The organism is Oceanobacillus sp. M65, assembly GCF_052246275.1.
GTDB classification, from domain to species: domain Bacteria; phylum Bacillota; class Bacilli; order Bacillales; family Amphibacillaceae; genus Oceanobacillus_B; species Oceanobacillus_B jordanicus.
On record NZ_JBQQCJ010000006.1, the window covers coordinates 59,876 to 77,244 of the forward strand.

18 protein-coding genes, 1 rRNA gene and 1 other annotated feature are annotated in these 17,369 nt (G+C 40.7%); all 19 genes read right to left on the minus strand.

Annotated elements, in window-relative coordinates:
* Positions 1 to 6 precede the first annotated feature (6 nt).
* The 19 genes from nusG to rrf all read right to left on the minus strand — a co-directional run bounded on the left by nusG (position 7) and on the right by rrf (position 17,214).
* Entirely contained in the window at positions 7 to 543 is a 537-nt protein-coding gene (nusG, locus tag ACTWPF_RS18910; protein ID WP_036578692.1) for a transcription termination/antitermination protein NusG, read from the minus strand.
* 328 nt (positions 544 to 871) lie between these two features.
* The gene (secE, locus tag ACTWPF_RS18915; protein WP_036578693.1) at positions 872 to 1,039 is read right to left on the minus strand and encodes a preprotein translocase subunit SecE; all 168 of its coding nucleotides are present in this window, start codon (positions 1,037 to 1,039) and stop codon (positions 872 to 874) included.
* Between the two features lie 53 nt (positions 1,040 to 1,092).
* On the minus strand, positions 1,093 to 1,242 hold the full coding sequence (gene rpmG, locus ACTWPF_RS18920) for a 50S ribosomal protein L33 (protein WP_106895413.1): 150 nt from the start codon (positions 1,240 to 1,242) through the stop codon (positions 1,093 to 1,095).
* Positions 1,243 to 1,349: 107 nt separating this feature from the next.
* Complete coding sequence (gene sigH, locus ACTWPF_RS18925) at positions 1,350 to 2,000, minus strand: RNA polymerase sporulation sigma factor SigH (protein ID WP_420830850.1); 651 nt, start codon at positions 1,998 to 2,000, stop codon at positions 1,350 to 1,352.
* 227 nt (positions 2,001 to 2,227) lie between these two features.
* Positions 2,228 to 2,566, minus strand: coding sequence for a hypothetical protein (locus ACTWPF_RS18930; protein ID WP_443150077.1), 339 nt, complete (start codon positions 2,564 to 2,566; stop codon positions 2,228 to 2,230).
* On the minus strand, positions 2,545 to 3,054 hold the full coding sequence (locus ACTWPF_RS18935) for an NYN domain-containing protein (protein ID WP_106895410.1): 510 nt from the start codon (positions 3,052 to 3,054) through the stop codon (positions 2,545 to 2,547). The genes ACTWPF_RS18930 and ACTWPF_RS18935 overlap by 22 nt, the downstream gene beginning before the upstream one ends.
* Before the next feature lie 2 nt (positions 3,055 to 3,056).
* On the minus strand, positions 3,057 to 3,800 hold the full coding sequence (gene rlmB, locus ACTWPF_RS18940) for a 23S rRNA (guanosine(2251)-2'-O)-methyltransferase RlmB (protein ID WP_106898442.1): 744 nt from the start codon (positions 3,798 to 3,800) through the stop codon (positions 3,057 to 3,059).
* A 2-nt stretch (positions 3,801 to 3,802) separates the two neighbouring features.
* The gene (locus ACTWPF_RS18945) at positions 3,803 to 4,201 is read right to left on the minus strand and encodes a Mini-ribonuclease 3 (RefSeq protein WP_161464111.1); all 399 of its coding nucleotides are present in this window, start codon (positions 4,199 to 4,201) and stop codon (positions 3,803 to 3,805) included.
* A gap of 2 nt (positions 4,202 to 4,203) precedes the next feature.
* Positions 4,204 to 5,601, minus strand: coding sequence for a cysteine--tRNA ligase (cysS, locus tag ACTWPF_RS18950; RefSeq protein WP_443150078.1), 1,398 nt, complete (start codon positions 5,599 to 5,601; stop codon positions 4,204 to 4,206).
* Positions 5,582 to 6,244 (minus strand): serine O-acetyltransferase, encoded by a 663-nt coding sequence (gene cysE / locus ACTWPF_RS18955; protein WP_106898441.1) that lies wholly within the window; start codon positions 6,242 to 6,244, stop codon positions 5,582 to 5,584. Before cysE ends, cysS begins: the two co-directional genes overlap by 20 nt.
* A gap of 217 nt (positions 6,245 to 6,461) precedes the next feature.
* Positions 6,462 to 6,675, minus strand: a binding site (T-box leader).
* Between the two features lie 159 nt (positions 6,676 to 6,834).
* On the minus strand, positions 6,835 to 8,304 hold the full coding sequence (gltX, locus tag ACTWPF_RS18960) for a glutamate--tRNA ligase (protein WP_106895407.1): 1,470 nt from the start codon (positions 8,302 to 8,304) through the stop codon (positions 6,835 to 6,837).
* Positions 8,305 to 8,483: 179 nt separating this feature from the next.
* Positions 8,484 to 9,581 carry a PIN/TRAM domain-containing protein gene (locus ACTWPF_RS18965; RefSeq protein ID WP_443150079.1) on the minus strand — a complete coding sequence of 366 codons (1,098 nt, stop codon included), beginning with the start codon at positions 9,579 to 9,581 and terminating at the stop codon, positions 8,484 to 8,486.
* A 271-nt stretch (positions 9,582 to 9,852) separates the two neighbouring features.
* A complete protein-coding gene (gene radA, locus ACTWPF_RS18970) occupies positions 9,853 to 11,226 on the minus strand; it encodes a DNA repair protein RadA (protein WP_106895405.1) in 1,374 nt (457 codons plus the stop codon).
* A gap of 280 nt (positions 11,227 to 11,506) precedes the next feature.
* The gene (clpC, locus tag ACTWPF_RS18975) at positions 11,507 to 13,933 is read right to left on the minus strand and encodes an ATP-dependent protease ATP-binding subunit ClpC (protein WP_106895404.1); all 2,427 of its coding nucleotides are present in this window, start codon (positions 13,931 to 13,933) and stop codon (positions 11,507 to 11,509) included.
* A 16-nt stretch (positions 13,934 to 13,949) separates the two neighbouring features.
* Positions 13,950 to 15,014, minus strand: a complete 1,065-nt coding sequence (locus ACTWPF_RS18980) for a protein arginine kinase (RefSeq protein WP_106895403.1) — start codon at positions 15,012 to 15,014, stop codon at positions 13,950 to 13,952.
* Complete coding sequence (locus ACTWPF_RS18985) at positions 15,011 to 15,559, minus strand: UvrB/UvrC motif-containing protein (RefSeq protein WP_161464207.1); 549 nt, start codon at positions 15,557 to 15,559, stop codon at positions 15,011 to 15,013. The genes ACTWPF_RS18980 and ACTWPF_RS18985 overlap by 4 nt, the downstream gene beginning before the upstream one ends.
* A gap of 12 nt (positions 15,560 to 15,571) precedes the next feature.
* A complete protein-coding gene (locus ACTWPF_RS18990; RefSeq protein WP_106895401.1) occupies positions 15,572 to 16,039 on the minus strand; it encodes a CtsR family transcriptional regulator in 468 nt (155 codons plus the stop codon).
* Between the two features lie 212 nt (positions 16,040 to 16,251).
* Entirely contained in the window at positions 16,252 to 16,926 is a 675-nt protein-coding gene (locus ACTWPF_RS18995) for an MgtC/SapB family protein (RefSeq protein WP_199848510.1), read from the minus strand.
* Between the two features lie 172 nt (positions 16,927 to 17,098).
* A 5S ribosomal RNA gene (gene rrf, locus ACTWPF_RS19000) occupies positions 17,099 to 17,214 on the minus strand.
* Positions 17,215 to 17,369: the final 155 nt, after the last annotated feature.

Below are 17,369 nucleotides of genomic sequence, written 5' to 3' on the forward strand. Positions count from 1 at the left end.
CAGCCTCTAGGACAGTTTTTCAACCTGTGAAAAATCTAATTCTACAGGTGTTTCCCTGCCAAACATATTAACATGCACTTTGACTTTCTGTTTATCGATGTCGATATGTTCAATTGAACCAGTAAAGTCAGTAAACGGCCCGTCAGTTACACGGACATTTTCTTTCAAGTCAAAGTCTACTTGTACAACAGACTCTGCCACACCCATACGTTTTAGCACGGTTTCCACTTCATCTGGTAATAGTGGTGTTGGCTTCGTTCCGCCCCCACTAGATCCAATAAAGCCTGTAACCCCAGGTGTATTTCGAACAACATACCAAGAGTCATCCGTCATAACCATTTCAGTTAAAACATAGCCAGGGAAGAATTTTTTCTTCGTTACTTTCTTTTTCCCGTTTTTGATTTCGGTTTCTTCATCTTCAGGAACAATGACACGGAAAATCTTGTCTTCCATACCCATTGTCTCTACACGCTTTTCCAAGTTCATTTTTACTTTATTTTCATAACCAGAGTACGTATGAACCACATACCAATTTTTCTCCATTTTCACAGGACAATATCGCTTGCCCTTCCCTCCCTTTATATAAAAGTTATAGATGTCGAATTTATCCCGGTGTAACCGTCCGTATAACTCCCACTTTAAAACATGAAATGAAACCGGAATGTTTAAGCGGGCGGAAACGGGCGCTAACACCCCGATTCGTTCAACTAACAATCAGTGGGCGAAGAACGAAAGCTTCCACCGATTGAAGTTTCACTTTATGTTTGTGCTACTTTTTAAGACAATTTAAAAAACCCGTTGAGACGGGTTTCCTGAAATGTACTATTAATTTCCATTATAGCATAATTATATTGTAATTATTCAACAAATATTATAGCAGATTCAAAATTTGAGTTATTCCAAGGTCAATCAGAAAGAAAAATACTGCCACAAAGGCTACCGTAGAAATAACCGTTATGGTGTAACTTGTTAGTTCTTTTCCTTTTGGCCAGCTGACTTTCTTCATTTCTCTAGAAACATTTCGCAAAAACTTAAACATGCTTGTAACCCCCATCGTTTACCGGAATCTCCAATATGCTGATAAACATTTATTTATTTTGTTTCTCGGTGCAACGTATGCTTCCCACATGTTTTGCAGTATTTACGCACTTCCAAGCGATCTGCATGTGTGGATGTGTTTTTATTTGTTGAATAATTTCTACTTAGACAAACTGCACACGCCAACGTTATCTTTTTATTCATCTCTTCACCCCATATGTGAGGTTGTCCCATCACAAAGCGTCATCTTTTATAAAGGTACAAAATATACTAATAATGTAGCACGGTTATAGCTTTGTGTCAACGCGCCCTTAGTAGGAGACGTCGTTTGCTTCTAGTAATTGCTCTAATTTTTTCTTCACCCGCTGGAGCGCGTTATCAATTGATTTCACGTGTCGATTCAACTTACCGGAGATCTCCTGATAAGTGCAGCCATCAAGGTATAGATGGAGCACTTTCTTTTCTAACTCGCTTAATAATTCAGATAATTTTAATTCCATGTCGCCGAACTTTTCTCTGTGTAAAAGCATTTCCTGTGGATCAATTGCTTTGGAACCTGCTATAACATCGAGCAGCGTTCGTTCGGACTCCTCATCATACATTGGCTTGTCCAACGACACATAGGAGTTGAGCGGGATATGTTTTTGCCTTGTCGCTGTTTTTATAGCCGTAATAATTTGTCTTGTAACACATAGCTCAGCAAAAGCTTTAAAGGAAGATAGCTTGTCTCCATCGAAGTCACGAATCGCTTTGTAAAGGCCAATCATTCCTTCCTGAATAATATCCTCTTTATCCGCGCCAATTAAGAAATAGGTGCGCGCTTTAGCACGTACAAAATTACGATATTTATGAATTAGGAAATCAAGCGCATGACTATTTCCGGCATGCACTAATTGTAGTACCTCATCGTCATCAAGCGTTTGAAAGTTCACTGTATCTGTCTCTAATGGCTTGACATTCACCAAGTTTGACCCCCTGACTACAACGCAGTCACTATAACGAGAGTATAGCGGTTTGAAACAATTGCTAATCCATTGCAACAATGTAAGGGCTATTACTTGTTGGATTTCCTAACCGCGCTATTTCCGTTACTATTATGAATAGTATACAGGAAGCGTTTTATCTTAGTCAATACAAGGCAGGAAGAATTTAGCAGCTCTTTAAAATAAAAGCGTGGCGAGAGGATGATTTAGACGGTCTTTATGGTGATTGGTTGAGATGCTACTCTGGTTGATTGGACCGCTCTTTTCATCGATTGAAGCGCTCTTCCGGTTGATTGGACCGCTCTTTTCATCGATTGGAGCGCCCTTCCGGTTGATTGAACCGTTCTTTTCATCGATTGGAGCGCTCTTCCGGTTGATTGGAGCGCTCCTTCGGTTGATTGAACCGCTCTTCTAATCGATTGGATCAATCTTCTCGTTGATTGGACCGCTCTTTTCATCGATTGGCGCGCTCTTCCGGTTGATTGGACCGCGCCCACTAAACCGGCAATCAAAAAAGACGGCTTTAAAAGCCGCCTCTTCTCCACTTCTCGAATTTTTCCATGATTTCTTCGTTAAGCACAATTTTACTTTTAGACTGCACTTTTTTGTGCTGCTCAATTGTTGCTTCAATATCTCGTTCAATATTTTTTAATTCAATTTGTAATTCTCTTGCGGACTTTCTAAGTGCACCTTGTCCAAAGATTGTCCGTTGTTCAGCATAATCAGATGTAGCCACATAGACCTGTGTTTGTACATTCTTTAACGTCTTAACCAACTTTTCGATACATTCGTCTGCTGTTTCTTTTTCCTTTGTATAGATCACTTCAACTTTAAATGTTTTGGTTTTACTTGTGATCCCTCTAACATAATAAGCGTCAAACACCACGATAACCCGATGCCCTGAATAGGCTTGATATTCAGCCATTAGTTCAATGAGCCTATCTCGAGCTTGTCCGATTTCTTTCTCCTTGAGCTGCTTCAGTTCCTCCCAGTCGCCGATGATGTTATACCCATCTACCACAAGAACGATCATTCTTAACCACCAGCCGGGTGTCTTTTACGGAATACCTCATATAGCAACAGGCCACATGCTACCGAAGCATTCAAGGAGGAAACTGCTCCAACCATCGGCAGGCTCACAGTCCAATCACATTTTTTACGAACTAAGCGACTTATTCCTTTTCCTTCATTTCCAATCACAAGAGCAATTGGCATAGCCCCATCTAAGTGACGATAATCTTCGGTTGCTTCCGCTTCTGTTCCGACAACCCATACATTCCGTTCTTTCAGTTCATCGATTGTGTTAGCAATATTCGTCACACGCGCAACTGGTATATGCTCTATCGCACCAGCTGACGTTTTTGCTACAGTTGCCGTTAACCCTACTGATCGCCGTTTTGGAATAATGACACCGTGCACGCCCACTGCATCTGCCGTCCTGAGGATAGAACCGAGGTTATGCGGGTCTTCCAACTCATCTAAAATGATGAAGAATGGGGCTTCCTGCTTTTCTTCCGCCTTATTAAATAAGTCATCCACTGAGGCGTACTGGTATGAGGCAACATACGCAATAACACCCTGGTGATTCTCCTTAGATAGCTGATCCAATTTGTTCCTTGGAACCTTCTGCACGACAGTTCCCGCTTCTTTTGCTGCTTGATTGAGTTTCCCTAGCATGTTGCTGTTTAATTGCTCTGAAACCATCACTTTATTAACCGATCTCCCTGACTTTAATGCTTCCATTACAGGGTTTTTCCCAATAATCATTTCTTGATCCACTTTTAATCCATCCTCGCTTCTGTCCATTCAATCGCCTCCTGCAAGAGCTCTTGTAATCTTGCTTCATTTTTCATTAAGTAATGATAGCCAATTAACGTTTCAAATGCTGTACTGTAACGATAGGTTTGTACACTTATATTTTTAGGAATCGTGCCCGACTTGGCATTCCGCCCCCGGGCCACGATTTTTTCCTCTTCTTCCGTTAAATGCTTTACCTCAAGCCAATGCAAGATTATATTTGCTTGCGCTTTTCCAGATACAAACCGAATTGCCCGCTGATGGAGCTGGTGTGGTTTCACTTGGCCGGAATCCAGGAGATGCTCACGTACATAAACTTCATAGATCGCATCCCCCATATAGGCAAGAGCCAGACTTTTCATTTGCTTTACATTCCGCTCCATTATTAACCCCTCTTCCAGCGTACTCCTTGTGGTGTATCTTCTAGAATAATACTCTGTTCCTTCAGATTGTCTCTAATTTCATCAGCTCTTGCAAAGTTACGGTTTGTTCTGGCTTCATTTCTTTCCTGGATTAAAGACTCAACTTCTTCATCCAATAAACCAGCTTCCTCATTCAGCTCTATCCCAAGTACCTTTAGCAAGGACGCAATCGCCTCTTGGAATGCTTCAATAACATGAGTGGACGTTTGCTTGGATTCCAAATACACATTCGCATCTTTTGCTAAATCAAATAACACGGAAATGGCATTTGCTGTATTAAAGTCGTCCTCCATGGATTGCTCGAAGGCTTTTTTGTGCTCTTGGATTTGCTTCAGCCATTCTATATTATTATCCAAATTCATACTAGAAGCTTTTCGATGCTCAAGATTAAAGTACGAGGTCTTAATACGTTCCAGACTGTTTTTGGCGCTTTCTAGAAGCTCTACTGTAAAGTTAATCGGATTACGATAATACACACTAAGCATAAAGAAGCGGAGCACCTGTGGATCATGGTGATTAATCAGATCCCTTGTCAGAACAAAATTCCCAAGTGATTTAGACATTTTTTCGTTTTCAATATTAATATATCCATTATGCATCCAGTATCTTGCAAAGGATTTACCAGTCATAGCTTCTGATTGTGCTATTTCATTTTCATGGTGTGGAAAAGCAAGGTCTTGCCCACCAGCATGAATGTCGATCGTATCTCCGAGGTATTTCTTAGCCATTGCCGAGCATTCAATATGCCAACCTGGTCTACCTTTTCCCCAAGGCGTTTCCCAGGCAATTTCATCCTCCTTGGCACTTTTCCAAAGAGCGAAATCAAGTGGATCCTCTTTCTTCTCGCCAATTTGGATTCTCGCCCCGGAACGGAGTTCGTCAATCGATTGATGCGATAGCTTCCCGTAGCCCTCAAATGCACGAGGTTTGAAATACACATCTCCATCTACCGCATAGGCATACCCTTTATCTATAAGCACCTGAATAAATGCGATGATATCGTCCATTGTCTCCATTACTCTTGGATTATGGGTAGCTTCTTTCACTCCTAATGCGTCAACATCCTCGAGATACGCATTGATAAATCGGTCAGCAATGGATGGTACCTCTTCCCCTAGCTCCTTCGCTGTTTTGATGATTTTATCATCTACATCTGTAAAATTAAGCACATAGTCGACTTTAAAGCCTTCGTATTCAAAATATCTCCTCACCGTATCAAACACAATTGCCGGACGGGCGTTTCCAATATGAATGTAGTTATAGACAGTTGGCCCGCAGACATACATACTGACCTTTCCTTCTTCTAAAGGTTTAAATTCTTCTTTTTGTCGTGTAAGTGTATTATAAATTTTTATCGCCATTGCTATTCCCTTCCTTCAATTGAGCTAATTCGAGTTTCAGTGCATCTATTTGTCCCTGTAAGTGCTGACAGCGATCTTGTACAGGATCAGGTAAATTGTTGTGATCAAGTTCTCTACTTACTTTCTCCCCATTTTGTTTTACTATTTTTCCAGGGATTCCAACAACGGTTGCGTGATCTGGAACATCTATCAGGACCACAGACCCAGCACCTACTTTTGCACTTTCCCCAATGGTAATCGATCCAAGAACCTTTGCCCCTGTTGCAATAAGGGCATGATCTTTTAAAGTAGGATGGCGCTTCCCCTTTTCCTTGCCAGTTCCTCCTAGGGTTACGCCTTGGAAGATGGTCACATTATCTCCAATATCACAGGTTTCCCCGATAACCACACCCATTCCATGGTCAATAAATAGTCGTCTGCCAATATTGGCCGCAGGGTGTATTTCTATACCTGTTAAAAACCTTGCCACCTGCGAGATAACCCGCGCAATAAAATATAGCTTCCGCTTATAAAAAGCATGTGCGATGCGATGTGCCCAAACGGCATGTAAGCCTGAGTAGGTTAAAAGCACTTCTATATAGCTACGTGCAGCCGGATCTTGTTCAAACACTACATCCATATCTTCCTTCATTCGTTTAAACATCCCCAAGTAAGCCGAACCTCCTTTGCCAATTCGTGTCATACCTTCATTAGAAAAACTCGCATTCGCTCGTCCTTTAGCCAATGGGAAAGTCTTTCTTATAGTTGGAACTTCAAAATTTTCACCGCGTTGACTTTGCTTCCTTGCTGAAACTTTATACTTTCCTAACGTGCAATGAAATACGTTTTCAACGTAAAAAAAGCGCCCCTGTGCATGTATACACAGAGACGCTTTAGCGCGGTCCCACTCTGTTTGGAGGAAAGCTCCTCCCAACTCAAATCTCTCGTAACGGGAGAGTACCGCCGTTATGTACTTATATTCCATAACGGACTCCGAGGAGCACTTCAAAAACAATGCCCAAAACCACTCACAGCCAAGGTGGTTCTCTCTGGATAAGCAGCTTGTTTTTTACTTTCCCTCTTCAACGTTCTATATGAATAAGCAGAAAGGAGAATAAACGTTAAAGCAACGTAGCACAGCTAGGTACTAGCAAAATGAGCTAAGCGCCGTTTACATTGTCCTTCCACACCAAGATAATTAAATCTGCAATACTTATTCTATACTATATTATATTTGCCTAAAGTTGTGAATCATTACGCTCCTAATTGTTTAAGAACATTATCCAATCGTTGCAAAATAACCTCTTTGCCAAGCAGTTCAATAGCCATTGGAAGCTCTGGACCATGTGTCTGACCAGTAGTAGCTACTCGTATTGGCATAAATAGCTTCTTACCACGATGGCCTGTTTCCTTTTGGGTCGCTTTAATTTGGGCTTTTATATCGTCCTTGTTAAAGCTATCCAAGTGAATAAGCTTATCCGCAAAAACCTGTAATACTTCCGGTACTTGCTCTTCTTGAAGAACATCCATTGCACCTTCATCATAATTCAGTGATTCATTGAAGAATAGCTCAGTTAGCTCAACAATTTCAGCACCGAAACGTAATTGTTCACGATATAGAGAGATGACAGCTTCAGCCCATTCCCTTTTCTGTTGATCCATATCCGCTGGGAGTTTACCCGCTTTAATTAGCTGTGGCATCGCAAGGTCGATTACCTTATCAAGATCCATTGCTTTGATATATTCATTGTTCATCCATTTCAGTTTATGACGATCAAAGATTGCCGCAGAAGTAGATAACCGCTCTGGATCAAAGATTTCAATCAATGTTTGCTTATCAAATATTTCTTCTTCGCCAACAGGTGACCATCCAAGCAATGTAATAAAGTTAAACAATGCTTCTGGAAGGTATCCCAGGTTGCGGTATTGTTCAATAAACTGCAGGATATGTTCGTCCCGTTTGCTAAGCTTTTTCCGCTCTTCATTCAAGATTAAAGTCATATGTCCAAATGTTGGAGGCTCCCAACCAAATGCGTCATATACCATCATCTGTTTAGGTGTGTTAGAGATATGCTCTTCACCGCGCAACACATGAGAAATTTCCATTAAGTGATCATCAATCGCAACTGCGAAATTATACGTAGGGATGCCGTTTTTCTTCACGATAACCCAGTCACCAAAGTCTTCTGATTCAAACGTAATATTATCTCGAACTAGATCCTTAAAAGTGTATGTTTTCCCAGCTGGAACGCGCATGCGAATGCTCGGCTTCCGTCCCTCTTTTTCAAATTGCTCTATTTGCTCAGGTGTTAGGTTGCTATGTTTACCGGCATATTTCGGAACCTGCCCATTGGCCCGTTGTTCTTCACGCTCTGCTTCGAGCTCATCTTCTGTCATATAACATTTGTAGGCAAGATCTTTTTCAAGAAGCTCTTTCACATATTTATTATAAAGGTCAAGGCGCTCTGTCTGGCGATATGGACCATAGTTTCCACCAATATCCGCTCCCTCATCCCATTCAATGCCAAGCCATTTTAGAAACTCAAGCTGACTCTCTTCTCCACCTTCTACGTTTCGTTTATCATCTGTATCTTCAATTCTAATAATAAACTTACCATCAAAGTGTTTGGCATATAGATAGTTAAATAATGCGGTACGCGCATTTCCAATATGCAAATGGCCAGTTGGACTTGGTGCATATCGAACACGAACTTGATTTGTCATCATAAGTGCCCCCTAATTATTCCTTTTTAGTGTGTATGTTATCGTATTAATTAAAAGCTACTAAATGGCTGTATTGGTAGACTCAAGTTTCTTCCAATCCCATAACTTTTAAACACTTTTCTTAAGTATATCAAAAAGTGATAACAATTTCTGTTATCACTTTACTAGTTATACCCTTTTTATAAAGCTTTTTCAAGTAATTTTGGTTTCGCGAAGATCATGCGACCGGCTGATGTCTGCAGGACACTTGTTATTAGCACTTCTATCGTTTTTCCGATATAATCCCTGCCCTCTTCTACTACAATCATCGTCCCATCATCAAGGTAAGCAACCCCTTGATTATGTTCTTTACCATCCTTAATCACTTGTACTACTAATTCTTCACCAGGTAGAACAACCGGCTTTACGGCATTGGCAAGGTCATTGATATTCAGAACGGCAACGCTCTGCAGATCGCAAACTTTATTCAAATTAAAATCATTTGTTACGACAATACCATCCATCACCTTAGCAAGCTTAATCAGCTTACTGTCTACTTCTTGTATTTCTTCGAAGTCTCCCTCATAAATTTGCACCTCTACAGGAAGCTCTTTTTGAATACGATTCAGTACATCCAAGCCACGTCGTCCTCTATTGCGTTTTAAAACATCCGAGGAATCAGCTATATGTTGAAGCTCACCAAGCACAAACTGCGGAATAACAATTGTACCTTCCAAAAACTTCGTCTGACATATGTCAGCAACACGTCCATCAATAATGACACTTGTATCCAGAATTTTAGGTTTTGGATGATTGTTAACAAGCAGTTCTTCATCAGACGTTTTCCGCTTATCACGTTCTCTTTTATTAATGTTCATGAGATTAACAAACTCTTCTCTTCGTCTAAAACCAACCTGGAATCCAAAGTAGCCTAGAAGAATCATAATAAATAGCGGTAAAACCTGTGAGACTACTTCAATATTAATATCCTGTAACGGAGCACTAATAAAGTATGCGATCACTAACCCAACGATTAAGCCAACACTTCCAAAGAACAAATCTCCTGCCGGCAATTTAATGAGAGACTCTTCTACCCATTTCAAAAACCCGACAATGTAATCTCCCAACCAGTAGGAAAGGAAAAATAGAATAATGGCTCCTATAACCGTCCCTAAATAGGGTGATGCTACCCAACTAGCATCCGTAAAATCTAATAAATTTATAATTACTGGTATATACAAATATCCAATGGTTCCACCCAATACAATAAAAAACAAATGAACAATTCTTTTGAGCACCACTGTCACCTCCTAACCCTTATTATTACCTTTTTCATTAATTCTAACCCTTATATAAGAAAAAAAAGCTTACTACCAATTATTGCCGAACACCGGTACACTGCGTTAGAAAGTCTCAGTCTAAGAAGCATCTAGTAATTAAGCAAATACAGTTTATGGCAGTTATCATAGCATATTTTTTTGTGATAATCAATTTGTTAAACGTATAATGGTACCATACTCCTAATTCTATTTCAAACCTTTTTTACTAGTTTTCCATTTTAATGGTAATCTATTGACCTAGCCCTACCTTAAGCGCTTCTTGTACCGTATCAACACCAATTACTTCTATCCCTTTTGGTGCAGTCCAGCCATCCAGGTTTTTCTTAGGACAAATAACCCGTTTAAAGCCCAGTTTTGCCGCTTCCTGTACCCGTTGCTCTATGCGGGATACTCTTCTAATCTCTCCTGTTAAACCGACCTCCCCAACAAATATATCTTCACCTTTAGTTGGCTGATCGCGAAAACTTGAGGCTATGCTTACCGCAATTGCTAGATCAATTGCTGGTTCATCAAGCTTAACCCCGCCTGCAACTTTTATATAAGCATCCTGGTTTTGCAGCATAAGGCCAACGCGTTTTTCTAATACTGCCATTAATAATGGAACACGATTGTTATCAACGCCCGTTGCCATACGCCGTGGGTTTCCGAAACTTGAAGGAGATATAAGTGCCTGAATTTCCACAAGTACTGGCCTTGTTCCTTCCATGGAAGCGACGACTGTTGAACCTGCCGCTCCCTGGGACCGCTCCTCTAGAAATATTTCGGAAGGATTCATGACTTCACGAAGTCCTTCTTCCTTCATTTCAAAAATACCCATTTCATTGGTACTACCGAACCTGTTTTTCACACCACGTAAAATGCGGTAGCTATGATGTCGTTCTCCTTCGAAGTACAGCACGGCATCTACCATGTGCTCTAAAAGTCGCGGTCCGGCAATAGACCCTTCTTTCGTAACATGTCCGACAATAAAGATCGGAATGCCATTGGATTTTGCTAGCTTCATTAATTCGCTTGTAGACTCCCTAACCTGTGAGACACTGCCTGGGGCACTTGATATCTCTTCACGAAATATCGTTTGAATGGAGTCTACTACGACAAATGATGGCTTTATTTCCTCAATCTGCTTTGCTATATCAAATAAATTTGTCTCAGATAATACATATAATAAGTCTGATGTTACCCCGAGTCGGTCTGCACGCAACTTAGTCTGACGTGTAGATTCCTCTCCAGAGATATAAAGCACGTTTAATTGTTTATCTGCAAGCTGGGAAGCAATTTGCAGTAGTAAGGTTGATTTCCCAATACCAGGGTCCCCACCAACTAGAACAAGGGATCCTGGCACAATACCCCCACCCAGCACACGGTTAAATTCCTTCATGGCCGTTGTGATCCTTGGCTCTTTTTGTGATTCAATTGCTGTTATCTTTTCTGGCTTACCTGCTGATTTGGACCCTATATTGAATGTATGCTTTCCTGCTGAGCCAGATGCTTCTATTTCTTCTACAAGTGTGTTCCAATTGTTACAGCCAGGGCACTTGCCCATCCATCTGGCAGATTCATATCCACATTCTTGACATACAAATTTTGTTTTTCGCTTTGCCATCTCTTTATTCCCTTCTTTGTTTCTATTATATACGTTTTGAGCCGATATAAAGTTACAGGTTCCTATCAATTCAATTAAAAATTACCATATTCATGCCACATTTAGCTATAGATTGGGAAGAAAAACTACTAACTAAGTCCCCCAAATTATGTAGCGCATGGGATCCCGATTAAAAAAAGCCTTGTGAAAAAAGCTAGAAGATTCTTGTTAATCTTCTAGCTCCTTCCATAGGCCATGCTAAGTTAGCAAACTGCTTTTACCATGTCTCATAGCGACTAATTTATGGCAGTAAGGTGTATTCCCCTTTACTGTTCAGCCCTATTTTTATTTTTTGACCTTTTTCTATGGTGCCCTTTAATAATTCCTCTGATAAAAGGTCTTCTATATTTTTTTGAATGGAACGTCTTAGCGGTCTGGCACCGTATTCTGGATCAAAACCTTCATTCGCAATTTTTTCTACTGCCTTATCAGTAAGGGAGAAATTGATATCCTGTTCTTTTAGTCTACTTTGTAATTGGTTGACCATTAAAGTAACAATATCTTTCATATGCTTCTTCTCAAGAGAATGGAAGACAATCATTTCATCAATACGGTTAAGAAATTCCGGACGGAAGGCTTTCTTCATTTCCTCTGTTACTTTAGCCTTCATATCTTTGTAGTCCTGGCCTTCTTCGCCAAGGGTAAAACCAAGGTTCTTACTCCGTTTCAGCTCACTTGCTCCCACATTGGATGTCATAATGAGCACGGTATTACGGAAATCTACTAAACGTCCTTTAGAATCGGTTAACCTTCCATCTTCAAGGACTTGTAATAGAATGTTAAATACTTCTGGATGTGCTTTTTCCACTTCATCAAGCAGGACAACAGAGTAAGGTTTTCTACGGACTTTTTCTGTTAGCTGTCCACCTTCATCATATCCCACATAACCTGGAGGTGACCCAACAAGCCTTGAGGTGGAATGCTTCTCCATGTACTCAGACATATCAATTCGGATCATAGCATCCTCATCGGCAAACATGGTCTCAGCAAGCGCACGAGCAAGCTCCGTTTTCCCAACCCCTGTTGGTCCTAAGAAGATAAAGGAACCAATTGGTCGCTTCGGATCTTTCAATCCAGCACGCGCTCTGCGAATCGCCTTGGAGATTGCATTTACTGCCTCTTCTTGACCAATCACGCGTTTGTGTAAGGTGTCCTCCATGTTTAACAGACGGTCAGTCTCGTCCTTCGTTAATCTGGACACAGGTACTCCAGTCCAGATGGAAACAACGCTAGCAATGTCCTCTACTGTTACTTCAGAATCTGTTTGTCCCTGCTTTTCTTTCCATTGATTTTTCGTTTCATCTAGCTCTTCCCGTAGGCGTTGCTCAGAATCTCGTAAAGAAGCTGCCTTTTCAAATTCCTGGCTTTGAACAGCTGCGTCTTTTTCTTTACGTACTTCTTCTAGCTTTTGTTCAAGATCTTTTAAATTTGGTGGCACGGTGTAAGAACGCAAGCGTACCTTAGAACCAGCTTCATCAATTAAATCAATTGCTTTATCAGGTAAAAAGCGATCCGTAATATAACGGTCAGAAAGATTTGCTGCTGCCTCAATCGCTTCGTCCGTTATTGTTACCCTGTGATGTGCTTCATATCTATCACGCAAGCCACTCAAAATTTGAATCGTCTCATCCAATGTTGGTTCATCCACTTGGATTGGTTGGAAACGACGCTCAAGCGCTGCGTCTTTTTCAATGTATTTACGATACTCATCCATCGTGGTGGCACCAATGCATTGCAGTTCACCACGTGCTAGGGATGGTTTCAGAATATTGGAGGCATCGATCGCCCCTTCTGCACCACCAGCACCAATTAGGGTGTGCAATTCATCGATGAACAGTATAATATTGTTCGCCTGGCGAATTTCTTCCATCACCTTTTTAAGGCGATCCTCAAACTCACCACGATACTTTGTACCTGCAACAACTGTACCCATATCTAGGGTCATAACGCGTTTATCACGTAATGTTTCTGGTACCTCATTGTCAATAATTTGCTGAGCTAAACCTTCTGCAACAGCTGTCTTCCCGACACCTGGTTCACCAATAAGAACAGGGTTATTCTTTGTACGACGGCTAAGCACTTGAATAACACGTTCAATTTCTTTACTACGGCCGATAACAGGGTCTATTTTTCCTTCTTTCGCACTTACTGTTAGATCTCTTGCTAGTGAATCTAATGTCGGTGTATTGGCACTAGACTGCTGCCCACGGCCCTGGCGACCTGCTTGCGATTCATTGCTTCCAAGTAATTGAAGCACCTGTTGTCTCGCTTTATTAAGGCTCACACCTAGATTATTAAGCACTCGGGCTGCTACCCCTTCACCTTCACGAATAAGACCAAGAAGGATATGCTCTGTTCCTACATAGGAATGTCCTAGCTTTCTTGCCTCATCCTGCGACAGCTCTACCACCTTTTTTGCTCGTGGGGTATAGTGAATAGATTGCATTGGTTGTTTGCCCACACCAATTAGTTTTTCTACTTCTTCTTGAATTTTTGCTACTTCCAATCCGAGGGACTGCAATGCTTTCGCAGCGATGCCTTCACCTTCACGAACCAGTCCTAGTAAGATGTGCTCTGTTCCAATATTATTGTGCCCGAGACGGACCGCTTCTTCTTGTGACAAGGCAAGCACTTTTTGTGCTCTCTCTGTAAATCGTCCAAACATCATATTGTATTCCTCCTAACTATTTTTCCAATTGCAGTCTTTCCCGGATCAATGAAGCGCGAAGTACATCCCGTTCATTGGCGGTAAGTGTACGCTTCGCATATTGTTGAAGAAACCCTGGTTGAGTTAAAATCATTAGTTCATTTAATATATTCCGCGATACGTTTTCAATGAATCCTAAATCAATACCAAGTCGTACATTGGAGAGACAAACAGCTGCCTCTTTTGATTCGATGACTCTGCTGTATTCCAAGACTCCATATGAACGGAAAATTCGATCCTCCAATGAGGTTCTTGATTGCTCCATAATTCGACTGCGTGCTTTTCTCTCATGATCAATTAGCTGCTTTACAACACTCTGTAGGTCCTCGACAATGTCTTCCTCTGTCTTACCAAGTGTAATTTGATTAGATATTTGGAAGATGCTCCCTATTGCTTCACTGCCCTCACCATAGATTCCTCTAACCACAAGGCCGAGCTGGTTAATTGCTGGAATCATCCTATTAATTTGCTTGGTCATTGCCAGAGCGGGCAGATGCATCATAACAGAAGCACGCATGCCAGTGCCGACATTTGTCGGGCAGCTTGTTAAGTAACCTCTCGTTTCATCAAAAGCATAATTGACTTTTTCTTCAAGGAAATCATCAAATGTAAAAGCTTTCTGCAATGCATTTTCCAGTTGGAAACCTGGGAGGTACAACTGGATACGAATATGGTCCTCTTCATTGACCATTAGGGAAACCTGTTCATTTTCAGAAATTAAAGCTGCAGCGATTTCTGCGTTTTCCGCAAGATGGGGGCTGATTAAATGCTTCTCCACCAGTACTCGTTTCTCAACAGGGGATAAATCACTTATCGCCACAAAAGCGAAATCCTTATATTCCTCAAATGATTGATTCTCATAATTGTCACGAAAGAAATCACGTATCTCTTCCAATTTATCCTTGTCTGCAATAATTGGATAGGACACATTCGCAAAATTCCGCGCCAGACGTATACGGCTACTTAATACAATGTCACTGTCAGGCCCTTCCTCACGCATCCAAGGACTAATTGCTTCATTCATAAAATTTTGTAGTGTCATGAAGGATCACCCTCTTCCGGATCCTGTGTATTATTTTCCAACGCCTTTATTTTATCTCTTACTTCTGCAGCTTCTTCAAAGGCTTCATCTTCAATCAGTCTTTTTAATTTGGACTTGTAATCTTCCATTAATTTCTTATTATGCAGGTCTCCACCTTGGCGTTTGGGGATCTTACCTTGATGCTTCGTATTCCCTGCATGAACACGACGGAATATAGGGTCCAGGCGACTGGAAAACGTGTCATAGCATACAGCGCAACCGAATTTCCCCACCTGTTTGAATTCAGAAAATGTCATTTCACATTTTGGGCACTGTAATTCTTGTACCTGCTGAAAAGTATTTTGCTGTGGTCCCTTAATCGTAGAGGTATCAAAATTCATTAAGCCTGAAAGTAAGTTATGCAACGAATATCCTTCTTCAGGATAGTTCATATATCCCTTTTCCTTTGCACAAACCTCACAAACATGAACTTCACTTTTTTGTCCGTTAACGTATTGTGTAAAGTGCAGTGTAGCAGGACGCTCATGGCATTCCTGACATTCCATGAAAAACCCCCCTTACTTATTTAAGTATTTCAATGTAGACAGCATGGCCGTTAAGACCCTTGCGCGCACTTCATCTCGCAAAGGAAGTTGAAACGCTAACGTATTCCTTCCTATGGCACTTAGCATGATCTTCGCTTCACGTGTTGTAATAAGCTGTTCATCGAGTAATCGATCGAGAACATCTATTGCTGCCTGCTGCGTTACCGTTGGATTAATCATGTTTATAATTTCATCGATAAGTTCGGAATTGTCTTGATGAATAACACGCATGATTCGAATATATCCTCCGCCGCCCCGTTTACTCTCTACTATATACCCTTTTTCCACAGTAAATCTTGTTTTAATAACATAATTTATTTGCGAGGGCACACATTGAAATTGATCGGCAATTTCACTTCGTTTTATTTCAATTGCATTTTTCCCTCTGTCTTGAAGAATTTGTTTTAAGTAATTTTCAATGATGTCGGAAATATTGCTCATACTATGCACCTCCTTTTCAACAAAGGCTTTTGACTTTGACTATCTTTGACTATATTCTTATTATACGACAAATCACAAGAGATGCAAATAATTGTTTTCCCTATTTATCTTAGACAAAAACCACAAGGGCGAAACCTCTGATTTCTCTTATAGCCTACAAAAAATCTCACAGCTAAATAAAACTGTAAGATTCTTTGTTGGTTTATTCGATTTCAAATTTCAGATATGTTCTTTATATGCTCAATACGAGAGAGCTCTTCAAAAAAGTGAATTCTATTTAACTGATCATTTCTATCAATTTTTATAAAGATGTTCCGTATACCATGCTCTGCTTTAATAATTTCTACATTCTTAATGGACAAATTAAACTTCTCAAAAGCGGATACCACATCATTCACCTTAATATCGGGTAGTGCAACAATTTGAATTAGGTTGGAAGTACTCCCTTTTCTAAAGAGCTTTTCAAAGTTATTAAGGAAGATTAAACTTAACAAAATAACAATGGTTGTAAAAAGGGCAGCTGCATACATGCCAGCGCCAACGACTAGGCCAATACCTGCCACTGTCCAGATAGAGGCAGCAGTAGTTAATCCTCTTATTGTACCTCCATATACTATGATCGTACCGGCACCTAAAAACCCAATACCACTGATAACATATGAGGGAATACGCGCTGGATCAAATTGTACATTCTCATGTGTTTCCATAAACACGTCAAATCCATATAAAGATAGTAGCATCATCAAACATGCTCCAACTCCTACAAGAATGTGTGTCCGAAAACCAGCTGAGTGATTTTTAATTTCTCTTTCAAATCCAATTAAACCCGACAACATTAGCGCAAACAGTATACGGGCCATAATAAGGAGGAAGTCTTCCCCGAGCATTCCTTCAATAAATGATTCCAGTGTTCACACCTCCCCACAATGTCTTCTCTTTTATAATATATGATGATCTTTCCTTAATTAGTAGAGAGAAACTCTTGCGTTCCCCCTAACATTATAACAATATACAAAAAAATGCTAAGACACAATAAATGTGAACTTAGCATTTCAATTCGCCTGGCGGCGTCCTACTCTTGCAGGGGCAAAGCCCCAACTACCATCGGCGCTGGAGAACTTAACTTCTGTGTTCGGCATGAGAACAGGTGTGACCTCTCCGCTATTGCTACCAGACCTCGGTTTTAAACCGAATCTTTAGGTGTACTTATACCCTAAAAACTAAATAAGAGTAAACAACGAATCAAGAAAAATATTAGTTAAGTCCTCGATCTATTAGTATCCGTCAGCTCCACGTGTCACCACGCTTCCACCTCGGACCTATCAACCTC